The organism is Micromonospora rifamycinica (assembly GCF_900090265.1).
Taxonomy (GTDB): Bacteria; Actinomycetota; Actinomycetes; order Mycobacteriales; family Micromonosporaceae; genus Micromonospora; species Micromonospora rifamycinica.
This window is the reverse complement of sequence record NZ_LT607752.1, coordinates 3,215,811-3,237,197: the sequence shown is the minus strand read 5'-3', so window position 1 is coordinate 3,237,197 and position 21,387 is coordinate 3,215,811. Positions and strand designations below refer to the sequence as shown.

Annotated in this window: 19 protein-coding genes; 13 read left to right on the top strand and 6 right to left on the bottom strand. The window is 71.7% G+C overall.

What is annotated here, in order from left to right; translation table 11 throughout:
* The first annotated feature begins 78 nt into the window (after positions 1–78).
* The 8 genes from GA0070623_RS13110 to GA0070623_RS13075 all read left to right on the top strand — a co-directional run bounded on the left by GA0070623_RS13110 (position 79) and on the right by GA0070623_RS13075 (position 8,282).
* Entirely contained in the window at positions 79–1,170 is a 1,092-nt protein-coding gene (locus GA0070623_RS13110; protein WP_067301967.1) for a glycosyltransferase, read from the top strand.
* Between the two features lie 88 nt (positions 1,171–1,258).
* The gene (locus GA0070623_RS13105) at positions 1,259–1,861 is read left to right on the top strand and encodes an SIS domain-containing protein (protein ID WP_157746972.1); all 603 of its coding nucleotides are present in this window, start codon (positions 1,259–1,261) and stop codon (positions 1,859–1,861) included.
* Complete coding sequence (locus tag GA0070623_RS13100) at positions 1,858–3,381, top strand: NTP transferase domain-containing protein (RefSeq protein WP_067301972.1); 1,524 nt, start codon at positions 1,858–1,860, stop codon at positions 3,379–3,381. Before GA0070623_RS13105 ends, GA0070623_RS13100 begins: the two co-directional genes overlap by 4 nt.
* Positions 3,378–3,758, top strand: coding sequence for a hypothetical protein (locus GA0070623_RS13095; RefSeq protein WP_089004031.1), 381 nt, complete (start codon positions 3,378–3,380; stop codon positions 3,756–3,758). The genes GA0070623_RS13100 and GA0070623_RS13095 overlap by 4 nt, the downstream gene beginning before the upstream one ends.
* A gap of 67 nt (positions 3,759–3,825) precedes the next feature.
* Positions 3,826–4,953, top strand: coding sequence for a Gfo/Idh/MocA family protein (locus GA0070623_RS13090; RefSeq protein WP_067301978.1), 1,128 nt, complete (start codon positions 3,826–3,828; stop codon positions 4,951–4,953).
* A 93-nt stretch (positions 4,954–5,046) separates the two neighbouring features.
* A complete protein-coding gene (locus GA0070623_RS13085; RefSeq protein ID WP_067301981.1) occupies positions 5,047–6,252 on the top strand; it encodes a 3-dehydroquinate synthase family protein in 1,206 nt (401 codons plus the stop codon).
* A complete protein-coding gene (locus GA0070623_RS13080) occupies positions 6,249–7,250 on the top strand; it encodes an aldo/keto reductase (RefSeq protein ID WP_067301983.1) in 1,002 nt (333 codons plus the stop codon). The genes GA0070623_RS13085 and GA0070623_RS13080 overlap by 4 nt, the downstream gene beginning before the upstream one ends.
* 33 nt (positions 7,251–7,283) lie before the next feature.
* Positions 7,284–8,282, top strand: a complete 999-nt coding sequence (locus GA0070623_RS13075; protein ID WP_067301986.1) for an aldo/keto reductase — start codon at positions 7,284–7,286, stop codon at positions 8,280–8,282.
* 5 nt (positions 8,283–8,287) lie between these two features.
* Here GA0070623_RS13075 and GA0070623_RS13070 read toward each other — a convergent pair whose 3' ends face one another.
* The 4 genes from GA0070623_RS13070 to GA0070623_RS13055 form a co-directional block, all read right to left on the bottom strand.
* A complete protein-coding gene (locus GA0070623_RS13070; protein ID WP_067301990.1) occupies positions 8,288–10,237 on the bottom strand; it encodes a carbamoyltransferase family protein in 1,950 nt (649 codons plus the stop codon).
* Between the two features lie 103 nt (positions 10,238–10,340).
* Complete coding sequence (locus GA0070623_RS13065; RefSeq protein ID WP_084261037.1) at positions 10,341–11,105, bottom strand: class I SAM-dependent methyltransferase; 765 nt, start codon at positions 11,103–11,105, stop codon at positions 10,341–10,343.
* Between the two features lie 77 nt (positions 11,106–11,182).
* Positions 11,183–12,211, bottom strand: a complete 1,029-nt coding sequence (locus GA0070623_RS13060) for a glycosyltransferase family 9 protein (protein WP_067301997.1) — start codon at positions 12,209–12,211, stop codon at positions 11,183–11,185.
* A 29-nt stretch (positions 12,212–12,240) separates the two neighbouring features.
* Entirely contained in the window at positions 12,241–13,134 is an 894-nt protein-coding gene (locus tag GA0070623_RS13055) for a phytanoyl-CoA dioxygenase family protein (RefSeq protein ID WP_084261038.1), read from the bottom strand.
* Between the two features lie 291 nt (positions 13,135–13,425).
* On the opposite strand from GA0070623_RS13055, the gene GA0070623_RS13050 reads away from it, so the two are divergent.
* From GA0070623_RS13050 to GA0070623_RS13040, 3 genes are read left to right on the top strand one after another with little or no spacing between them, the layout of a single operon-like run.
* Entirely contained in the window at positions 13,426–14,229 is an 804-nt protein-coding gene (locus GA0070623_RS13050) for a sugar phosphate isomerase/epimerase family protein (protein WP_067302002.1), read from the top strand.
* The gene (locus GA0070623_RS13045) at positions 14,229–15,209 is read left to right on the top strand and encodes a Gfo/Idh/MocA family protein (protein ID WP_067302006.1); all 981 of its coding nucleotides are present in this window, start codon (positions 14,229–14,231) and stop codon (positions 15,207–15,209) included. Before GA0070623_RS13050 ends, GA0070623_RS13045 begins: the two co-directional genes overlap by 1 nt.
* On the top strand, positions 15,206–16,201 hold the full coding sequence (locus GA0070623_RS13040; protein ID WP_067302008.1) for a Gfo/Idh/MocA family oxidoreductase: 996 nt from the start codon (positions 15,206–15,208) through the stop codon (positions 16,199–16,201). Before GA0070623_RS13045 ends, GA0070623_RS13040 begins: the two co-directional genes overlap by 4 nt.
* Before the next feature lie 116 nt (positions 16,202–16,317).
* Here GA0070623_RS13040 and erm read toward each other — a convergent pair whose 3' ends face one another.
* Positions 16,318–17,106 (bottom strand): ErmE/ErmH/ErmO/ErmR family 23S rRNA (adenine(2058)-N(6))-methyltransferase, encoded by a 789-nt coding sequence (gene erm / locus GA0070623_RS13035; protein ID WP_067302096.1) that lies wholly within the window; start codon positions 17,104–17,106, stop codon positions 16,318–16,320.
* 469 nt (positions 17,107–17,575) lie between these two features.
* Between erm and GA0070623_RS13030 the strand changes: the two genes are divergently transcribed.
* Both GA0070623_RS13030 and GA0070623_RS29950 read left to right on the top strand, forming a co-directional pair.
* A complete protein-coding gene (locus GA0070623_RS13030; protein WP_067302012.1) occupies positions 17,576–19,612 on the top strand; it encodes a RiPP maturation radical SAM C-methyltransferase in 2,037 nt (678 codons plus the stop codon).
* Entirely contained in the window at positions 19,605–19,769 is a 165-nt protein-coding gene (locus GA0070623_RS29950) for a hypothetical protein (protein ID WP_157517440.1), read from the top strand. The genes GA0070623_RS13030 and GA0070623_RS29950 overlap by 8 nt, the downstream gene beginning before the upstream one ends.
* 6 nt (positions 19,770–19,775) lie before the next feature.
* On the opposite strand, the gene GA0070623_RS13025 is transcribed toward GA0070623_RS29950, so the two are convergent.
* Positions 19,776–21,293: an AMP-binding protein gene (locus GA0070623_RS13025; RefSeq protein ID WP_089004029.1), complete on the bottom strand. Its 1,518-nt coding sequence runs from the start codon at positions 21,291–21,293 to the stop codon at positions 19,776–19,778.
* Positions 21,294–21,387 lie beyond the last annotated feature (94 nt).

Here is a 21,387-nt window from a genome sequence, read left to right as displayed (position 1 = left end):
GCCAGCGGGACACACCCTGATCCGACCGACAGCCATGGTGAGGATGGACGAGATGCGTGAACCCGCAGGGGCCGGTCGATGAGGCTCGCCTTCTTCGACGACTACGGGGAGGTGCCGGGTCACCACCCGGACCACATCGTCGGCCTGGGCCGGGCGGCGCGGGCGCCGATCTACTGCCCGGACAGCTTCCTGGCGGGCCGTCGAGGGCTGACCGGGCTGATCCACCACCCGATGACCGGCGACGTGGACCGCACCCCGGGACCGGCCCGGGCCAATCTCGGCGCGGCCTGCGCGGAGGCGGTACGGCAGGGAGCCGACGTCCTGGTCAACCTGTTCCTCGACGAGAACTGGGATGCCTTCCCGATCACGCGGCACGGCATCCGGATGGCCCACACGCTGCACCGTCCGGGCGCGATCGAGGGCACCATGGGGGGCATCAACGCCGTCAAACAGGGCGACGCGGTCGGCGTCCTGAGGCGGCTCGCGGCCACGGATCCGATCGTCGTGCACACCTCGGCCGGTCTCCGTCAGGCGTCCCGCTGGATACCGGCCGACCGGATCGTCCACCTGGGCTGGCCGGCGGCGACCGAGCAGGCGATCCGGCGTCGCTTCGCCGCCGCTGCGGCCGCGCCGGCCGGCGACGAACCGTACGTCCTGCTGATCGGACGGGGGAACCGGTACAAGGGAATCCGCGTGCTGCTCGAAGCGGTCGGCTCGGGCGGACACCGGCTGCGGATCGGCGGAAAGCTGGAGGTGCCCGAGGACGCGGACTGGCTGGCCGGGACGTTCCCCCGCGCCCGGGTGACGTGGGAACCCGGGTGGGTCGACGACCATCGGCTGGACCAGCTCATCGCCGGGGCGGCCGTCGTGGTCTTCCCCTACCTGGCCGGCTTCGAGGCCCACGGCGGCGTCTCGGGCGCGCTGGTCCACGCGCTGACCTTCGCCAAGCCGATCGTCGTGACCGAGGAGCTGCGCACACAGGTGCCGGAGGTGGCCGCCAGCCTGGTGGTGCCGACCGGCGACGTCGCCGCGTTGCGGGCCGCCCTCGACCGGGTGATGGCCGATCCGCGGCGCTTCGGCCAGCCGGCGGAACTCGAGAAACACCTCGTCGACAACCACAGTTACGAACGGCACGTCGAACAAATGATAAACCGGTTCGCGGATCATTAGCCGGCGGAAGTGCGGACCCTTGCACGGGCAGTGGCCGAAGGGTAGTAAGGAGCAAGGCGGCGGGCGCCGCCGGTGAGGCTGGAATACAGTGTCAGCTCGAAACGGATCCTGGCGAGAAAGTCTGCGATGCCAGATTGAGAATCTCCAGCACACGGCCGACAATCTCGACGGATCCGAGGTCGACCGGGCCGTGGAAATGGTGCGGCGCTGCACCGGCCTGCTGATTTTCAGCGGCGTCGGGCAAAACCTGGTGCTGGCCGACAAGGTGGCCTCGACGTTCAGCTCGCTGTCCCTGCGGGCGGTCAGCGCCGACCCCGTCGCGGCACTGCACGGCGGCATGGGCCTGTTCCGGCCGGAGGATCTGCTGATCCTCATCTCCAAGAGCGGTGAGACGCCGGAACTCCTCCGTTTCCTGGACGCGTGCCGGCAGGTCGGCCACTCCAACACGCTCGCCATCCACTCGGCCCCCGGCTCCACGCTGGCGACGAGCTGCCGCGGCGGGGTCCACGTCCCGATGGTCAGCGAGGCCGACCACCTCGACCTCGCGCCGACCGCCTCCTCGATCTGCTTCCTCGGCCTGCTCCAGTCGCTCGCCGCCGAACTCGCCAGCGCGGCGGGGCTGTCGGAAGCGGCCTTCCGCAGGACCCACCCGGGCGGCACCATCGGCCTCGGACCGGTGCGGGTCAGATGAGGCTGGACGAGATCCCCTCGGTGATCGTGCAGGCCGGTGGACGTGGATCCCGGCTCGGCCGGCTCACGGCCAACAAGCCCAAGTGCCTGCTGTCGGTCGACGGCGAGCCGCTGCTCTACCGGCTCTTCCGCCAGCTGCCCCGGGCCCGGTTCGTGATCGTCGCGGACCACCACGCCGACGTGCTGGCGGCGTACCTGGCGACGGTGCCCCCGAAGGTCGACCACGTCGTCGTCCGGGCGACCGGCGAGGGCACCCTGAGCGGGCTGTCGACGGCGGTGTCCGTCGTGGACGACACCTCGGCCTTCCTGATCCTCTGGTGCGACCTGTTCTTCGCGGAGTTCCCCACCGCCGAGCTGGGCGACCGCGTGTTGGTCGGCCTGAGCGACCGGTTCCGCTGCCGGTGGAGCGTCGACGACCAGGGCCGGCTGGTCGAGGTTGCGTCGGACCGGCGCGGGGTGGCCGGCCTGTTCGCGGTCCCGTCCAGGAAGCACCTGCCCGACCTGCCGGAGCAGGGCGAGTTCGTCCGGCACCTACGGACGTCGTCGACCCCCGTCGACACCGTGGTGGTGCCCGGGATGCGGGAGTTCGGCACCCTGGAGGCGGTGCGCGGGTACGCGCAGGAGCACGGGGGGCAGACGGCCCGCTTCTTCAACGAGGTGGAGATCCGGGACGAGGTGGTGGTCAAGGCGGCCCGGCTGCGGCAGTACGACCACCTCATCGAGGCCGAGGCGCACTGGTACGAGACGGTCACCGACCTGGGGTTTCCGCACGTTCCACGGTTGCGCGGCCGGTCGCCGCTGACGATCGAGCGCATCGACGGCGTCCACCCGTTCGACCTGGACCTGACGCCGGACGGCCAGGCGCGGGTGGTCACCGGCATCATGGACTGCTTCGCGCGGTTGCACGCCCTCAGCCCCGCGCCACCCGACCCCGAGTCGGACCGGATGGTCTACCACGAGAAGACGGTCAGCCGGCTGGCCTCGGTCCGCCGGCTGCTGCCCAACGTCGACCGGCCCTCGCTGGTCATCAACGGGCGCACCTGCCGCAACCCGCTGCACCCGCGCCACGCGGACTGGTTCGCCGCGACGATGGACCGGCTGCCCGCGGTCGACCACGCGCTCGTCCACGGCGACCCGACGTTCTCCAACACCCTGGTGGACCGGGCCGGTGGCATCTGGCTGATCGATCCGCGGGGGACGTTCGGCCGGGCCACCTGCTATGGCGACCCCCGCTACGACTGGTCCAAGCTGCTGTACTCGGTCGAGGGGAACTACGACCAGTTCAACCGCCGGAACTTTGCGCTGACCGTCGCCGGTGACGTCGTCACGCTGCGGATCGCCTCGAACGGGTGGGAACGGCAGGGGCCGCTCGTCCGGGAGCGCACCGGGTGGTTCGGCAGCGACGTCGACGTCATCCACGCCCTCATCTGGCTGTCCCTGACCGGGTACGCGCTGGACGACGTGGATTCCGCCATGGGCGCCTTCTACCAGGGCGTCTACCTGCTGGAGAAGGCGGCATGACAGGACCCAGGCTGACGCTCAGCGAGCTGCCCAAGGTGTGGATCGTCGACCTCGACGGCGTGGTGTTCCGGCACAACGCCTACCTCGGCGGCGACGACGAGGTCCTCGACGGCGCGGCCGGCTTCTGGGCGCAGATCGCCCCGGACGACGTCGTGGTGGTGATGACCGGTCGTCCGGAGAGCGAGCGGGCCCGGACCCTCGACCTGCTGGCCCGGCTCGGCCTGCGGGTGGACCGGGCGATGTTCGGGCTGCCGCTGGGGGAGCGGGTGGTCGTCAACGACGCCAAGCCCTCGGGGCTGCCGACCGCGTACGCGGTGAACCTGCCGCGCGACCGGGGCCTCGGCGGGCTGCGCGTCGACATCGACCCGGCCCTGTGACGGCGGGTCGTCCCACGGGAGGAGCATTCCATTGATCAGTTCAAATCCCGTAGGTAGGTTCGGAGACGTGGGGGACGACATCGTGCGGGCACCGGCCGATCCCGTCGGGGTGGCCATGGTCGGCAACGGCTTCATGGGCCGGGCACACACACTCGCTCTGGTGGTCGCGGGCCTGCTGGTGCCGGACCTCCCACCGGTGGAGCTGCGGTCGATCTCGGGCCGTGACCCCGACCGGACCCGCCGGTCCGCCGCGCAGTACCGCTACCGGGAGGCGTTCACGGACTGGCGGGCGCAGCTCGACGGTCCGGGGCTGTCGGCCGTGGACGTGGTCCTGCCCACCGAGCTGCACCACGCCGCGACCATGGCCGCTATCGGGGCGGGCCACGCCGTGCTGTGCGAGAAGCCGCTGGCCGCGACGGCGGCCGACGCCTACGAGATGTGGCGGGCGGCGGAGGCGGCCGGGGTGGTGCACATGTGCGGCTTCAACTTCCGCTTCGCGCCGGCCGTCCGGCTCGCGCACGATCTCGTCGCCGCCGGTGAGATCGGTGAGGTGGTCGCCTTCGACGGCTCCTTCCTGGAGTCCATCGGCCTGCCGGAGCACGACGCCGACGACGTCGCGGTGTGGCCGCCCCCGCCGCAGGACGGCGCGCTGCTCGGTCTCGGACCGCACATCCTGGACCTGGCGCTCTGGTTCGCCGGTGAACCGACGACCGTGCAGGCGCAGCGGGGCAAGCTCAACCCGTCCCCGGCGGTGCGGGACGACTTCTTCAGCGGGACGTTGCAGTTCCGCTCCGGTGCACACGGCACCGTGCGGGGCTCCCGGGTGGCGGGCGGGGTCACCAGCGAGTGCCGGTTCACCGTCACCGGCACCAAAGGGGCGCTGCGCTGGGAGTCACCGCGACTCAACGAGCTGTGGAGCATCACCCCGGGGCACCGGGCGACGCTCATCGAGGTGACCCGGCCGAGCGACCCCTTCATGGCGATGTGGTGGCCGGAGCCGGGCCATCCGATCAGCTGGACCGAGACCTTCACCCATCAGGCCGCGCACTTCCTGCGCGCGGTGGCGGGCCGCACGTCGGTCCGGGAGTCGGCCGCGGACTTCGAGGACGGGTACCGCTGCGCGCTGGTCGTCGACGCCCTGTCGGCCGCCGCCGACTCCGGTCGGCCGACGGCGCTCACCCGGCCGGCGGGCTGACCGCTCGACACCGGCACCGACGAGACGGTGGCGCCCATCCCCGTCGGATACCGGTGGGCGACTGGCCCGTAGTCCAGAGGGAGGACAGCCGAAGTGCCGATTGCGACCGATGGCGACTGGATCACCGCCACGTCCGTGGCGGAGGGGCGGACCTGGCGGGTCCGGTTCGTCGACGACCTGCTCCGGGCCACCCCGGAGGCGGTGCCCGACCTGTTCCGGCTCAGCGACCCGGTGTACGCCACCGCGAACGCGCCCGGCCGGCGCGCGGTGATCATCGACCGTACCGTCCGGAGCCTCTTCGGCAGCCGGTTCGCCGGCCTCTTCGAGCGGTTCGGCATCGACCCGGTCTGGATCGAGGCCGACGGCGGCGAGGAGTCCAAGAACCTCACCCAGTACAGCGAACTGGCCGCCCGGCTGCTCGCCCTGGACCTGGACCGGCGGAGCCAGCCGTTGATCCTCGTCGGCGGCGGCACGATCACCGACATCGGCGGGCTGCTGGCGGCGACGCTCTACCGCGGCATGCCGGCGGTCCGGATCCCGACCACCCTGCTCGGCCTCTGCGACGCGGGCATCGCGGCCAAGGTCGGGGTCAACCACGCCGGCGTCAAGAACGCGCTGGGCACCTTCGCCCCGGCCCCGTTGGCGCTGCACTGCCTCGAACTGTGCGCCACCGAGAGCGAGCGGCACACGGCGGCCGGCCTGGCCGAGATCGCCAAGGTCGCGCTCACCGAGGACGTCGCGCTGTGGCACATGCTCATCTCGCACGGCCGGGAGCTGCGGGAGCGACGCATGCAGCATCCGGTCGGTCGGGAGGTGCTCTGGCGGGCGATCCTGCCGATGCTCACCGAGCTGGCCGACAACCTCCGGGAGGCCCGGCTGTGGCGGACGATGAACTTCGGGCACTCCGTCTCACCGACCTTCGAGATGGCCCCGGGGTCCACCCTGTCGCACGGCGAGTGGGTCGGGATCGACATGGCGCTCTCGGTGGTCCTCTCCATGCAGCGGGGCAACCTCGCCCCCGACCTGGGCCTGGAGATCCTGTCGGTGCTGGGCCGCACGCTGGGGCTCCCGCTCTGGCATCCCCTCCTGGCCGATCCGGGCCTGCTGCGGTCCGCCCTGCGGTCGACGACGGCGTTGCGCGGCGGGCGGCTCCGGCTGCCGGTGCTGCTCGACATCGCAAAGGTCGAGTTCGTCGACGACGTCGACCTCGGCGACCTGGAACACGCGGCGACGGAGCTGCGGTCGCACTCCGCCGAACTCGGCTGTTCCGCCACCCGCGACGAGGAGGTGATCGGGTGAGGTACCGCACGATCGGCCGGGATCCGGCCACCCGGCGGACGGTGAGCGTGCTCGGCCTGGGCGCGATCACATTCGGGAGCGCCGTCGACGAGTCGACCTCGTTCGCCATCCTGGACCGGTACGTGGCGGCCGGCGGAACCTTCGTCGACACGGCGAACAACTACGCGTTCTGGCTGACCGGCACCCGCGGCGGCGAGAGCGAGAGCGTGCTGGGCCGCTGGCGTCGGTCCCGGGGCGTCGGCGACGAGATCACGATCGCCACCAAGGTCGGCGACCGGCCGGTGGCCGACGGGCTGAGCCTGGACGAGGTCGCCAAGCCGAGCAACGTCGAAGGGCTCGCGCCGGCGGTGATCCGCCGGGCCGCGCTGGACAGCATGGAGCGCCTCGGCACGGACCGGCTCGATCTGCTGTACGCGCACCAGGACGACATGGCCGTCCCCCAGCAGGACGTGGTGGAGGCCTTCGCGGGTCTGGTCGCGGACGGGTCGGTGGGTCTGCTCGGCGTGAGCAACCAGTGGGCGTGGCGGGTGGAGCGGGCCCGCGCGCTCGCCGCCGCCGCCGGTGTCCCCGGCTACGAGGTGCTCCAGTACCAGCACAGCTACCTGCGCAGACGGTCGGACACGCCGGGGTTCCGCACGGTGGACGGTCGGCCCGGCAACGCCGGTGGGGACCTGCTGAGCTACGTCCGCGCGCACCCGGAGCTGACCCTGGTCGCCTACTCGGCGGTGCTCGGTGGGGCGTACGCCCGGGGAGGAAGGCCCACCGATCCCGACCTGGACCACGCGGGCACGCCGACCCGGCTGGCCGCCCTGCACCGGGTCGCCGAGGAGGTCGGGGCGACGGCGCACCAGGTGGTGCTCGCCTGGTTGATCGGCGGGGAGGTGCCGGTCGTCCCGCTGGTCGGCGCGTCGTCGGTGGCCCAGCTCGACGAGAGCCTCGCCGCCGTCGACCTGGAGCTGACCCCACGGCAGCGCGCGACCCTGGACGCTGCCCACTGACCGACGTCACCGCACGCAGACGAGGGTGGACTGATGCGCTATCGACAACTCGGGGGTTCCGGGGTCGAGGTCTCGGAGATCTCGCTGGGACTGGTGTACGCCGTCGGCGTCGACACCGACCTCATCCGCCGCTGCACGGAGGCGGCGTTCGACGTCGGCGTCACCTTCTTCAACACCGCCAACGCGTACGGTCGGGGCGCGGCCGAGGCGGCCTGGGGGGAGATCCTCACCCGGCACCCGCGGGACTCGTACGTCCTGGCGACTAAGGTCTGGGGCCAGATGTCCGACGACGAGGCGGACCGGGGCCTGTCGGCGGCCCAGATCGCCAAGCAGATCGACGCCTCCCTGCGCCGGCTGCGGGTCGACCACGTGGACCTGTACCAGGCCCACCGGTTCGACGTGACCGTCCCGCTCGAAGAGACCGTGGCGGCGCTGCAGGAGGTGGTCCGGCAGGGGAAGGCCCGGTACCTCGGCTTCAGCGAGTGGACCACGGAACAGGTCGAGGCGGCCGTCGAGATCGGCGGGCCGGACCTGTTCGTGTCGTCGCAACCGCAGTACTCGATGCTGTGGCGGGCGCCGGAGGCCGAACTCTTCGCGCTCGGTGCCCGGCACGGCATCTCGCACGTCGTGTGGTCGCCGCTCGCCGAGGGCGTCCTGACCGGCAAGTACCGTCCCGGGCAGGCGCCGCCGCCGGGCTCCCGGGCGGCGGGCGAACTGCGGAGCGGTTCGATGGATCCGCTGCTGTCCGAGCGTACGCTCGCCGCCGTCGAGCGGCTACGGCCCGTCGCCGCCGCGGTCGGGCTGACCATGTCGCAACTGGCCCTGGCGTGGGTGCTCCGGCGCACCGAGGTGGCCTCGGCGATCACCGGAGCGAGCCGCCCCGAGCAGGTGCACGCCAACGCCGCCGCCTCCTCCGTCGCCCTCGGCGCGGACGTCCTCGCCGCGATCGACGACGCCCTGGGGGACGTGCCGGTCACCGGGCCGGTGCTCGCGCCGCTGGCCGAGGCCGGCGTGCGGCGGCGCGGCCGGTAGCCGGCTCAGCCGCCGTCGGCCGGGCGGGCGAGGTAGACCAGACCGCGCTCCTGGAGGTCGGCGACGAGGTGCACCGCGTCCTCGGTCGTCCACCCCGGCAGCGCCGCGGCGAGGTCCGCGATGCTCCGTCGGGTGTCCATCAGGGACAGCACCGCGTACTCCTCGGCGGAGAGCGTGGTGAGGTGGCCGGTCTTCTTCTGGCACTGGTATCGGGGCTCGGTCGCCGCGCCCCCGTCGTTGCCGACGGTCGCCCGGATGGTCAGCGACGTGGCCAGCCTGGGCACGAGCCGTTCCGGGTGCTCCGCGGTGCGGGCGACGTACTTGGTGATCCGGTGGCCGTCGAGGTACAGCACGTCGAGGTTGCAGCCGAGGAAGCACTCCAGGGCGTCGTCGGGCGTCTCCACCACGGGTTCGCCCCGGATGTTGAACGACGTGTTCAGCACCAGCGGCAGGCCGGTCAGTTCGTGGAACCGTTCGATCAGCCGGCGGTAGCTGCCGGCGTGGTCCGGGTCGACCGTCTGGATGCGGCAGGTGCCGTCCACGTGGCAGACGCTGGCGATCACGTCGGCCTGCGACGGCCGGACCTGGACGACGGTCATCATGAAGGGGTCGTCGTCGGGTGCCTCGAAGTAGTCGCCGACGTGTTCGGAGAGCACCGACGCGGCATAGGGGCGGAAGGGCTCGCGGAACTTGACCAGCGCGTTCAGCCGGTCGCGCATCTCGGGCGGGCGGGGGTCGCAGAGGATGCTGCGGTGCCCGAGCGCCCGCGGGCCGAACTCGCTGCCGCCCTCGAACCAGCCGACGAACCTGCCGTCGGCGATGTCCTGGGCGGCCTGCCCGGTGAGGTCGGTCACCGGGCGGGCGTCGACGAGGACGTCGCGGCTGGTGACCGCGCGCTGCATCTGCGCGGTCGAGTAGGAGTGCCCGTGGTAGTTGTCGTAGGCCTTCCACCGCACCCGGCGTCCGGTGCGGCGGTGGTGCCCGTACAGGGCGGCCCCGATCGCCACCCCCGAGTCACCCGACGCCGGCGTCACGAAGAGGTGGTTGAACGGGGTGTCCCGCAGGATCATGCCGTTGGTCACGCTGTTCAGCCCGACGCCGCCGCTCACGCACAGTTCGTCGGCCCCGGTGAGTTCGTGCAGTTCGCGGCACAGGTACAGCACCGCTCGCTCCAGCTCGGCCTGCACCTTGGCGGCCATGTCCCGGCAGATGTCGTCGAGGTGCGCCGGTTCGGCCGAGCGGGGCGGCACCTTGGTGATCCACTCCGTGTCGATGACCAGCCCGTCCGGCGTGTACTCGATGATCGGGTCGGGGAACCGGGACGCGTCGCCGTAGGGCGCCAGGCCCATCGTCTTCCCCGCGTGCATCATGTGCCCGAAGATGTACTCGGAGGCCACCGAGTACATGTGCCCGAGGCTCGGGAAGCGCAGGAACGGGTCGCTGGAGGCCCACAGGCCCCAGCGCTTGCGCACCAGCGTCAGCTCCTCGTCGTCGCGCACCACGTACATCGACTCGGACTCCTCCATCTCCGAGAACGGCGGCGGCGGACCCAGCATCGGGCTCTGCCGGCGCTGGTACTCCCCGTAGTGGTAGCCCGCGCCGTCCAGGATCAGCACCGCCGGCCGGTGCAGGGACGAGGCCATCCAGGCGTAGTAGGCGTGCAGCAGGTGGTGCGACGGGTTGACCACGAGGTCCCCCGTGAAGCCGGCCTGACGGACGAGCAGGCCGGTGTCGTCCTTGACGTACTCGTTGATGACGACCGTGTCGACCGCGGTCAGGTCGGCCAGGCCGGCGGAGCGCAGGCAGTAGTCGACGGCGCGGTGCGGATAGCCCTCGTAGTGCTTGGTACGGGCCAGCCGCTCCTCCGGGACGGCCACCGCGATCTCACCGTCGACGAGTAGGCAGGCGGCGGCGTCGTGCGCCGAGTTGATACCGAGAACGATCGTCCTGGACACGGGATACTCCCTCGCACTCGTGCTGACCCGGCGTCGGGGGACCGGACGGCTTGACTGGGACGGTCACCGCGGATCCGGGCGGCGACCCACCGACGAGTCCGGCTCAGCTGCCGAACTCCGCACCGAAGCGCTCCCCCTTCCTGCGGACGACCTCCAGGGCGGACGGGTCGGTCGCGAACGCCGCGATCACCCTGGCCAGCGCGGGTGACGGATCGGCGGTGAGGAACCCGATGCCCGACGGGGTGGCGTGGAGCATGCTGCCCTGCCAGCCGGACTCCTCGACGATGGTGTCGAAGCCCGCCTGCAGCCCGGTGTACTGGACGTCGTGGAAGAGGACCATCGCGTCCGGCGTGAGGAGCGGACGCAGCGCGCGGTACTCGGCGACGATCTGGTCGCTGGTGTGGTGGCCGTCCACGAAGGCGAGATCCACCTGCCCGCCGAGGTGCTTCTCGACGGTGGCGGGAATGTCGACCGGTGACGTTCCCCGGACCGGGGACACCCGGTCGAGGCCGAGCCGGCCGGCGATCCGGGCGGTCAACTCGAGCCCCTCCAGGGAGAACCGGTCGGCGGCCGAGTCCAGCCCGACCACCCGTGCCTGGGGTTGTGCCAGCGCGAGCGCGAGCGTGCTCCAGCCGAACGAGTTCCCGATCACCAGGATCGACTCGGCCGGTCGGACCGCGGCGAGGCACTCGAGCAGGTAGATCTCCGGCAGCGAGATCCCCAGCCCGTCCGCCACCTCGACGCCGTCGCGGATCAGCCAGGTGAACGGGACGCTGTGCAGATTGTGGAACACGGTCGGGTTGAGGCCGGTCGAAACTGCGTAGCCCTCCGCCGCATAGGCGGCGACCAAATTGTCGAAGACTGGCATGTGCTGAGCTTAATCAATGCCAGGCGGCAAGCCCAGAGTCGGCGGGACCACCCTGTCGGGGGCATCGACGGCGCTGCTCACGGCGTCGACTCGGTATGCTTCCGGGGGGATTCGAGCCATTGTCCGACAGCGGCGAGCTCGGCCGACAGATCGGCGTCGGTGTCCAGTGAGTTCTCGCTTTCGCGGACGTTCACCCCGCCCATCGCCCGTAGCGAGTAGCACTCCCGGACAGGTCGGCGCGAATAGGGATACCGGGTCCGGGGATACAGGACGTACTGGGGCAGCTCCGGGGTGCAGAAGGTGATGACGTCGGCCAGACCGCTGCGGGCGCAGACCGCGCGCTCGCAGCTGCTCGCCAGGGCCACGACCTGGGCCAGCGGCAGGTGACCCACGGCGACGACCGATCCCGCGCCACCCGGTGCCCCGCCGGCGGGCGACGGCGCTTCGGCGCCGTTCCAGTAGACCTGCCAGCCGGCTCCGACGAGACGCGCCGCCAGCTCGGTGAAGAACCGCTCGCCGGCCGCGCCGAACTTCAGGGTGAAGGCGCCGGGCGCGATGAAGGCGGTCCGCCCCACGGCCCGCTGCCGGATCGGCCGGACGGCCTCCGCGGCCCCGGCCGGGACGGTGAGCCGGGGGAGCCGGCGCAGTGCCGGCGGGGTGCCGCTCAGCCGGTACTGGATGTCGAGCGAGTGGAACCGGGACCAGAGGGCGTCGCACCAGGCACCCGGCTGGCAGAGCACCAGGGCGTCCATCGCCGGGGTCAGCGCCTTCGCCGCGGCCAGTTGCTCCTGGTAGGTGAGCGCCCAGGGTGGCTTGTCGGTGTAGCCGTCGAGCAGGGCCACCGCGTCGTAGTCCGGGTTGAAGGCGACCGCCGAGGCGTACTTGCGGTCGGTGAGCAGCGTGATCTCCGCCGGTGCCCCCCGCAGCCGGATGGCCCTGGTGATCGCGGAGTTGATGGCGATGTCACCGAGCGAGTCCGGGACGACGAGGGTGATCCGCTCCACCGCCTCCCGGTGGAAGGTGTGCACCGACCTGATCAGTCCGGTCCGGTACCGGAGGTACTGGACCGACCGCCTGGCCGGGCCGGGGGTGTGTGGCAGCCGCACCGGCGCTCCCTACCTGCTGTCCGCGGGTCCTACGCCAACCCCAGCCAGGACCGGTCCGCGTGGGGGTAACGGCCGACGTAGGCCTGCTTGATCTCGTCGGTCCAGTAGCGGTGGTCGGGGGCCGGGAAGCCGAGCATGTCCAACTGCCGCCGGCTCGCGTTCTCGACGAACGAGATCCATTCCGCGTCCTCGGTGAGGATGCCGCGTCCCGGACCGGCTACCCAGTTCGCCTCCGCCCGTCGGAAGAACGACAGGAGCATGTACCGCGACGCGCCGTCCCGCTTGAGGTCGGTGGCGCGGTGGAAGGTGTCGATGTCGAAGGCGATGACGGTGCCCCGGGGCCCCACGCCGGGGATCTCGGCCTCGTAGAACTCGGGGTGGGCGTCCCGGGGGGCCAGGTGGGGGTGCATCGGCACGCCCTCGGCGAGCCGGTTGTCCACGAACATGGGCGGGCCGTTCCCCTCGTCCACGTCGGACAGCAGGATGAAGTACTGGACGTGCGCGAACTCCGGGTCCTGGGACGCGATGACGGGGGTGTGCCCGCGGTAGTCGCGGTGGTGGTCCTGGTCGTAGGACGCCCCGGCGTACTTGACCCAGGCGTGGCCGTTGTACATGCGGATGTCCGGGCTGCCGAGCAGGATCTCGGACAGTTCGATCAGCTTCGGGTGCACCGCGAACAGGCTCAGCTCGGTGCTGGGGTACGGCCAGTCGACCAGGCCGGCGCGGTAGTTCGTGCGGTGCGACTCCTGGAACTCCGCGGAGCCGTTCACGAAGGCGTCCGGCCCCGGAAGGGTGTCGTGCAGCGTGCTCAGAACGGGGGCCAACTCCTCCTCGGTGAAGAATCCCGGAAGAATCGAATAGCCGAGCTTCGGATATTCGGCAATTGCTTTTGCGATGAGAGTAGAGTGATACTCACTGCTCATGGCGGCCCCCTGTCGTTATTTCGCGCCGGGTGCGGTGAGCCTACATTCGCGCCAATGGCGAGTCAAGGTGCCGTCGCGTTCACCGAAAGTCGTGAGTGAATATGTAGGGCCAATCGCGGAGTGTCTCGCCGGCGGGACGGACCGCGCGCCGCGCCGGCCGCCGGGCGGTCCACGGCGCGCGTCCGGCATCCGACCGTCGCGATGTTGACCAGCGGTGGACGTGACCCTACTGTCGCCACAGGAGCACCCGACGGTCCATCGCCCTGCCGCGAGGACGAGCTAAGGGGCGGTATGCAGGTTTCCTGTTCCACCATCGGGTTCGGCGTGCTCCCGATCGGGGATGCGCTCGACCGTATCGCCGCAATCGGGTTCACCGAGGTCGAGATCGGCGTTCTCGGCGATTTCTGCCCGCATCTGGACCCATTGGCGCCCATCGCTGAAACGGTCGCCGGGAGCGCGGCGCTGTTCGACCGCTGCGGCCTCCGCCCGGTCGCGTTGAATTCAGCGCCCCGTATCTATTGCGACGACCCGGCCGACCCGGACCAACTGCTCCGGGTCGCCGACCGCCTGCTGGAGCTGGCCGCCGGGCTGCGCTGCGAGCTGATCCTGGACGTCGGCGAACGGGAGGACACCGACGCCGGACTGCGCCGGGCCGCCGCCGTGGCGGGTGAGGCGTTCCGCCGGGGCCGCGACCGGCACGGCGTCACCGTCAGCGTCGAGGCGCCGCATAGGGGGATGAACGCGCAGACCGTCCCGGAAGCGCTCCGGCTGCTGGAGATCGCGGACGAGGACGCCCTCGGCGTCACCTACGACACCAGCCACGCCACCTGCGGCGGGACGCCGGCGGCGGAGGGGCTGCGGCTGATCGGGGACCGGATCACCCGGGTCCAGGCCCGCGACCACCGGGACGGCGACGTCCACCACACGCCGGGCGACGGTGAGTACGACTGGCCGGCGCTGGCCCGCTTCCTCGCCGCGAACCCCCGGCCGGTCTGCCTCGAACTGGAGTTCGACGGCCGGCTCACCCCCGAGCAGGTCGCTGCCGAGAGCGGCCGCGGCCGGGAGTTCCTGCACCGGCTTCTGCGGTCGCCGTGATGCGCGTCGGCGTCGTCGGCTGCGGCCGGCATGCGACCTCGGTTCTGCTCCCGGCCCTGGTGCAGCTCGGCTTCGACGTGGCCGCCGTCTGTGCCCGGCGGCTGGCCTCCGCGCAGGCCGCGGCGGCGAGGTTCGGCGCGCGGGCCGCCTACGCCGACCCGGCCGCGATGCTCCGGCGCGAGGGGGTGGAGGCCGTGGTGGCCTGCCTCCCCCCGTCGGTGTACGGCGAGGTGGTCCGGGCCTGCGTCGAGGCGCGGGTTCCCGTCTTCGCCGAGAAGCCGGGCGCCGGCGGATCGGCCGAGGCGGGCCGACTCGCGGCGCTGAGCGCCGAGGCTGGTGTCCCGGTGATGGTCGGCTACATGAAGCGGTTCGCGCCGGCCTACCGGCAGGCCCGGGCGGCGCTGGCGGATCCCTCGTTCGGGGCGCCCTCGCTGGCCACCTTCACCTTCGTCATGGGTGACATGGGCGTCGGCCTCGACGACTACCTGGTCGACAACCCGGTGCACCATCTCGATCTGGCCCGGTTCCTGCTCGGTGAACTCCACGACCTGCACGTGACCCGGGGACGCAGCGACGGCGGTCGGCACGCGCTGTCCGTCGCCGCTCGGGCGGAGTCCGGCGCGGTGGTCAGCCTGCAACTCGGCACCACCGGGAGCTGGCAGCAGCACAACGAGTCGGTGGAGGTGTTCGGGTCGGGCAGCTCGGTCCTGGTCGACAACGTGGACACCTGCGTGCTGCGGCCCCCGGAGGGCCCCGAGCAGCGGTGGCGGCCGAACTACTCCATCCCCGACCAGGTGAACACGACGGTCGACACGATGGGTTTCGGTCCGGCGCTGCGGCACTTCCAGGATGTCGTCCGGGGTACGGCGACCTGCGAATCCGACCTGCACAGCGCGGCCCGGACGCTGGCCCTGGTCGACGTGATCGGCGACCGGCTCGGCCTCGGCCGGCAAGCACCACCGGGGGAGGCGTTCGGATGACCACACGGGTGAGGCTCGGTCTGGTCGGCTGCGGCAGCCACGCGTGGATGGCGATCCTGCCGGCGCTCCGGTTCGCCCCCATCGACCTCGTCGCCGTCTGCGACACCGACCCGTCCCGCGCCGAGCGGGTGGCGCAGGCCTACGGCGCGTCCGCCCGCTACACCCGCCACCAGGACCTGCTCGCCGCCGAGGAGGTCGACGTGGTGGCGGTCGTCGGCCCACCCGGCCTGCACCACTCGGTGGGGCTGGACGTCCTCGCCGCGGGGCGGCACCTGTTCGTCGAGAAGCCACCGGCGATGAGCTACCGGGCGGCGTGCGAACTCGCCGCGGCAGCCGGTGACCGTCAGGTCATGGTCGGCTTCCAGAAGCGGTACGCCCGCGCCTACCAACTCGCCCGGCAGGCCGCCCTGGGCGCGGACTTCGGCCGGCCGTCGATGCTCCGGCTGAACTACTCCCACGTCCGGACGGCACCCCTGCTCGACCACCTCGTCTTCATGAGCATCCACGCGCTCGACCTGGCCCGCTTCTTCATGGGGGACGTCGTCGCGGGCACGGTCCACCTGTCGGAGCGCGACGGGCAGCACGTGATCGCGTTGACGCTGGAGCACTCGTCGGGTGCGGCCTCCATGCTGGCCCTGTCCGCCCTGGAGCCGCGCCTGCAGGAGACCCTCGAACTGGCCGGCGACTCGACCCTGCTCCGGGTGCGGGACCTCACCGAGCTGACGGTCGAGCGCGCGGCCCCGCTGTGGGCGGACGCCGACGGCACCACCCCCGCCATGATGCAGTCGTGGCGGCCGGACTTCACCATCCCCACCGACCACAACAACAGCCTGGTCCTGCAGGGCTACGCCGGCGAGATGATTGAGCTGGCGGACGCCGTGCTCAGCGGCCGACCGGTCGGCGGCGACATCGGCGACGCGGTGCAGGCGATGCGCCTGGTCGAGGCGTTGCGCCACGCGCCGCCCGGTTTCTCCCGGCTCGACCTCGACTGACCGCGCCCGGACCGGAAGGCCGTGCCGGGACGGCGGCGGGGGCATCGCGCCCGGCACGGCGGCGGGGCACCGTGCCGGGGGAGCCGGCGGGGCCGCGCGCCGGGGCGGCGGGTCGCTCACCTGCGGGCGTCGAGCGAGGTGAAGATGTCGAGCCACTCGGACGGGTGCACGAAGGCGACCACCCGGTCCCGCTCCACCCCGGCGGCGGCGAACGCCCTGGCGACCCGGGCGGCCGGGAACCGGCGGGCCAGTGAGGCGTACAGGCTGCCGCCGACGCCGGTGAAGCCGAGTTCGACCATGCTGTCGTAGGCGCGCAACCTGCCGTGCGGCACCAACGGCTCCCGTCGCTGGGTGAGCTGGAGGATCCCCGCGTCGACCTTCGGCACCGGGCGGAACTCGGTACGGGGGATGCGGCCGCACAGCTCCCAGGAGAACAGCGGCCAGGTGCGTACCGTCAGCAGGCTCCAGCGGCCGAAGTCGCCGGTCCGCTTCCGCGCGTACTCGAGCTGGGTGATGAAGGTGGCGTTGTCGAGCGCCAGCGCGTCCAGGCACCAGTCGACCACCGGGGCGGTGATCGAGAACGGAACGTTGCCGATGACCTGGAACGGTTCGTCCGGCGGCCGGACGGAGAGGAAGTCGCGGCCGATCACGGTGACGTTGTCGTGGGGGGCGAGCGACCGCTCCAGCCGGGTCAGGAAGACCGGGTCGATCTCGAAGACGTCCAGCTCGCGGCAGCGCGGCGCGGCGGCGCGGCTGATGACGCCCTCGCCGCCCCCGACCTCCAGCACCAGGCCGCGCGGGTGCAGGTCCGCGAGGTCGACGAACCAGTCGGCGGTCGCCGCCGAGCGCAGGAAGTTCTGGGACAGTTCACGCCGTCTGCGGTCCCGGTCCCGGTGCGGCGGCACCCGGTCGTCCCTCACGTCGTCGATCTCCCCTCGGGTGGCTTCCGGAAGATCGCACGATCTCGGGCAAGCAGCGTGCCGACCCGGTCCTGAGGTGGCCGAACGCCGCCCATTTTAGCGTGGCGGCACCGCCTGCCCCGGGGGAACCCCGGCGGCGGGGTGCCGGGTCGTCGCCGAACCGGAACCCGGTGGCCGGCAATTCGACCAGCGTCGATCGAACCTTGACCGGTCGCAGCTGTTGTGCCACGGTGGGTTGACACGGTCCACGACGCCGATCGGCCCAGCGGGACGCCAGCCCTTCCCGGCCCGGCCCGGTGTCTTCCACGGCACGCAGTCGTCACCCGGTGCGGTGACACCGGCCTATTCCCGGTTCGGCTCGACCCACACATCACCCGGAGCACCGAGTCACCGTTCCAGACTGAGGAGACGTGGCCATATGGGACAGCCCTCATCGACCGGTAAAGCCAATGTCGTGCTGGTCTCGGCACCGTTCGGCCCACTCCTGCTGCCGTCACTCGGCCTCAGCCTGCTGAAATCCGCCCTCGTCCAGGCCAACGACGACGTGAACGTCGACATCCTGTACCTGACTATCGAATTCGCCAAACGGATCAGCCCACAGTTGTACAACCGCATCACCGACGGCGACTCGACCTGCAATCTCCTCGGTGAATGGGTGTTCGCCGACGCGCTGTTCCCCGGCCACGCCACCGCCAGCGACTACGTCGACAACGTCCTGAGCTTCGGCGAGACCTGGACCGTGCCCGCGGACGACGGCGGCCGGGTGCTGAACGAGGACCTGATCAGCGAGCTGGTGGCCGCCCGGGACCTGGCGGCGGACTTCGTCCGCGAGAGCGCCGCCCGCATCGTGTCGATGGCGCCGGACGTCGTCTGCTTCACCACCGTGTTCGACCAGAACATCGCCGCACTGGCCGTGGCCCGCGCGGTCAGGGAGCTCAGTCCGCACACCCCGATCATCTTCGGCGGCGCGAACTGCGAGGGGGTGATGGGCCACCAGCTCGTCACCGAGTTCCCGTGGGTGGACGCCGCCGTGTCGGGCGAGGGTGAGGTCGTCTTTCCGCAGATCATCCGCCGGATCATCGACGGCGAACCGTTCGGGGACCTGCCCGGGGTGCGGCAGCGCAAGGCCCCGAACGCGCTGGCGCTCGCCGCCCAGTACTCCGTCGCGCCCGGTGTCAAGATGATGGACGACCTGCCGGAGCCGAACTTCGACGACTACTTCGTGCAGTTCGCGGCCGCCGGGTTCGACGGGTCAGTGAAGCCCAGCCTGCTGTTCGAGACGTCGCGGGGATGCTGGTGGGGGCAGAAGCACCACTGCACGTTCTGTGGTCTCAACGGCGCGACGATGCGGTTCCGGAGCAAGTCGAGCAGCCGCGCGCTGCGGGAACTCGACACGCTCACCGACCGGCACCCCGGTCTCGCCGTCACGGTGGTCGACAACATCCTGGACTACGCCTACTTCCAGGACATGATTCCCGAGCTGGCCCGCAAGGCCAAGGGCCTCGACCTGTTCTACGAGGTCAAGGCCAACCTGCGTCGACCGCAGCTGGAGGCGCTCCACGAGGCCGGCATCCGGACGCTGCAACCCGGCATCGAGAGCCTCGCCGACGACGTGCTCACCCTGATGCGGAAAGGGGTCCGCGGTCTGCAGAACGTGCAGCTCCTCAAGTGGTGCAAGGAGCTGGGGATCACGGTCTTCTGGAACATCCTCTGGGGTATCCCCGACGAATCGCCGGAGGACTACACCACGATGGCCGAGATGATGCGCAAACTGAGTCACCTGCCCCCGCCCACCTCCGTGCGACCGGTGCTGCTCAACAGGTTCAGCCCATTGTTCGAGCAGGCGACGAGCTTCAAACTGGCGAACATCCGGCCGGTGCCCGCGTACCGGTACATCTACGCGCTCGACGACCGGGCCGTGTCCAACCTCGCCTACTTCTTCAACTGCGACTATCTCGACCGGCCGGGCAGCAGCAACTACGCCGCCGAGGTGATCGAGGTGGGCCAGAGCTGGACCGACTCCTACGAGGCCGGCAGCGACCTCTTCTACGGTCTGGTCGACGGCCGGACCCTCATCTGGGACCTGCGCCCGGAGGCGGTGCAGCCGCTGACCGTTCTCGACCGGCCGCTGGCCACCGCGGTGTTCCTGGCCTGCGACTCGTACCGCAGCCTGAGTTCGGTGCACAAGGCGGTGGCGGAGGAGCACCCGGGGGTCGGCGAGGCGGCCGTCGAGGACGTCCTGGCGCACCTGATCGACCGGCGGCTGGTGGTCACCGACGGCAAGGCGTACCTCGCGCTGCCGCTGCGGCTCGGGCCGTACACGCCCACCGCGAAGACCATGCGGCGGTTCCGGGAGGTGCTGCGCGACCTGGCCGACGAGCGGGACGGCCGCTTCGTGCTCGGGGCCGACGTGGTCGACCGGGCGACCCTGCCGGGCGGACGCCTGCCCGCGATGACCGGGGTACGCGCCCGGGAGGAGATCCATGCCTGATCCGCTGCTGTCGCCGACGGACTTCCGGTTCACCGCCGACGGGGAACTCGTGGTGCACTGGCCGACCACACCGCCGGACGGCCGGCCCGACCGGGCGGAGGGAGCGGCCGGTCCGGCTCCGCAGGCGTCGGCGACCACGACGGGCGACGACGGGTAGCGCCCCTCAGCCGAACCCGGATACCAGGTCGGCCACCCCCCGACGGTCGACCTTGCCGGCCGGGGTGACCGGAATCCGGTCGACCACCCGGATCCACAGCGGGGTCTTGAAGGCCGAGAGCCGGTCGCGGCAGTACGCGAGCACGGCGCGTTCGTCCAGCGTCACACCGGGCCAGCAGGTGACGACGGCGACCGGACGGGCACCCAGCCGGTCGTCGGCCACCCCGGTCACCGCGGCGTCCATGATGCCGGGACACCCGACGAGCACCGCCTCGACCTCGGCCGGATAGACGTTCTCGCCGGCCACGTTGATCATGTCGACCCGTCGTGGTTCGAGGTAGAGATAGCCGTCCTCGTCGAGGCGGCCACGGTCGCCGACGCTGCCGAAACCGTCCGGAGAGGTGGCCAGCCGGGCGTCGCCGCCGAGGTAGACGGCCGTGGGTGGGGTACCCAGACTGCGCAGGAACACCGTGCCGACGGCCCGCCGGGGCACCGGCCGCATGGCCTCGTCCAGGATCCGGATCCGGGTGTAGAAGCCCCGGCCCACCGTTCCCGGCCGGGCCAGCCACTCGGCGCCGGACGCGACGGTCAGGCCGAGACCCTCGGTCGCCCCGTAGATCTCGAAGACGTGCTCCGCGCCCACCCAGTCGATCCACCGCCGTCTGACCGACGGCGGGCAGGACGCCGACATGTGCAGCACGGCGCGCAGGCTGCCCAGGTCGGCCGGGTGCTCGTGCAGCCAGGCCGCCAGGTGCTGGAGCTGGAACGGGGTGGCCTGCATCCACCGCACCCGTTGCTCCTCGATCAGGCGGGCGGCGATCGACGACGCGTACCGGGACGGCACGACGAGCCGGTTGCCGTCGACCAGGCCCCGCACGAAGAACGTCAGCGGGGCGGCGTGGTGCAGCCGCCCGGTGACCAGTTGGGTCTGGTCGGCCCGCCACGCCAGCCGGCTGGTCACCTGGAGGTGCTCGTGGGCCGCCGGCCGGCGGATCGTGGTGTCCACGACCAGCTTGGGGCGTCCGGTGCTGCCGCCGCTGGCGAGGACCAGCGCGTGCGGGGGCACGGCGGCGCGCGGCGGCGCTCCGGCCAGCGCCGGCAGGTGTCCGGGCGGACGGCGTTCGTCGACAGTGCCGTCCCCGGCCGCCGGCACGACGAGGCCGAGACCCGCGCCGCGGAGTTCCCGGCGTACCGCCGCGCGCTCCCGCTGCGGCGCGGACGGGTCGACCAGCACCACCGGGAGCGCCGTACGCAGGGCGGCGACCAGCCAGAGCAACGCGGAGGCGCTGCGCCCGGCCGGCACCTCCACGGCACACGGCCCCCCGGCCCGGGCGGCGACGACCTCGTCGAGGTGCCGCGCGAGCCGGGCGGTACGCCGCTCCAGGTCCCGCCAGACGAGGGTGTTCCCGGCGGATCCCGGGTCGATCACCAACGCCTCGGCCGACGGCATGGCCAGGGCGGCGGCCCGCAGCGCGTGGTCGACGACGGACCCCCGGTCCGACGCCCCACCCACGGAGCCGGTCATCAGCGTCGCCGTCCCCACCCTGTCGCCGCCGTCGCGCCTACCGACCTGATCCCACGACCCTATGCACCGGCCGGTCGGCCGCCAAGACGCGACG

Bases quoted from the DNA above. Each gene is read 5' to 3' on its own strand.
- GA0070623_RS13040 (WP_067302008.1), top strand. From the start codon at position 15,206: ATGACCACACGGGTGAGGCTCGGTCTGGTCGGCTGCGGCAGCCACGCG.
- GA0070623_RS13025 (WP_089004029.1), bottom strand. From the start codon at position 21,293: ATGACCGGCTCCGTGGGTGGGGCGTCGGACCGGGGGTCCGTCGTCGAC.
- GA0070623_RS13050 (WP_067302002.1), top strand. From the start codon at position 13,426: ATGCAGGTTTCCTGTTCCACCATCGGGTTCGGCGTGCTCCCGATCGGG.
- GA0070623_RS13095 (WP_089004031.1), top strand. From the start codon at position 3,378: ATGACAGGACCCAGGCTGACGCTCAGCGAGCTGCCCAAGGTGTGGATC.
- GA0070623_RS13075 (WP_067301986.1), top strand. From the start codon at position 7,284: ATGCGCTATCGACAACTCGGGGGTTCCGGGGTCGAGGTCTCGGAGATC.
- GA0070623_RS29950 (WP_157517440.1), top strand. From the start codon at position 19,605: ATGCCTGATCCGCTGCTGTCGCCGACGGACTTCCGGTTCACCGCCGAC.
- GA0070623_RS13065 (WP_084261037.1), bottom strand. From the start codon at position 11,105: ATGCCAGTCTTCGACAATTTGGTCGCCGCCTATGCGGCGGAGGGCTAC.
- GA0070623_RS13045 (WP_067302006.1), top strand. From the start codon at position 14,229: ATGCGCGTCGGCGTCGTCGGCTGCGGCCGGCATGCGACCTCGGTTCTG.
- GA0070623_RS13100 (WP_067301972.1), top strand. From the start codon at position 1,858: ATGAGGCTGGACGAGATCCCCTCGGTGATCGTGCAGGCCGGTGGACGT.
- GA0070623_RS13110 (WP_067301967.1), top strand. From the start codon at position 79: ATGAGGCTCGCCTTCTTCGACGACTACGGGGAGGTGCCGGGTCACCAC.
- GA0070623_RS13055 (WP_084261038.1), bottom strand. From the start codon at position 13,134: ATGAGCAGTGAGTATCACTCTACTCTCATCGCAAAAGCAATTGCCGAA.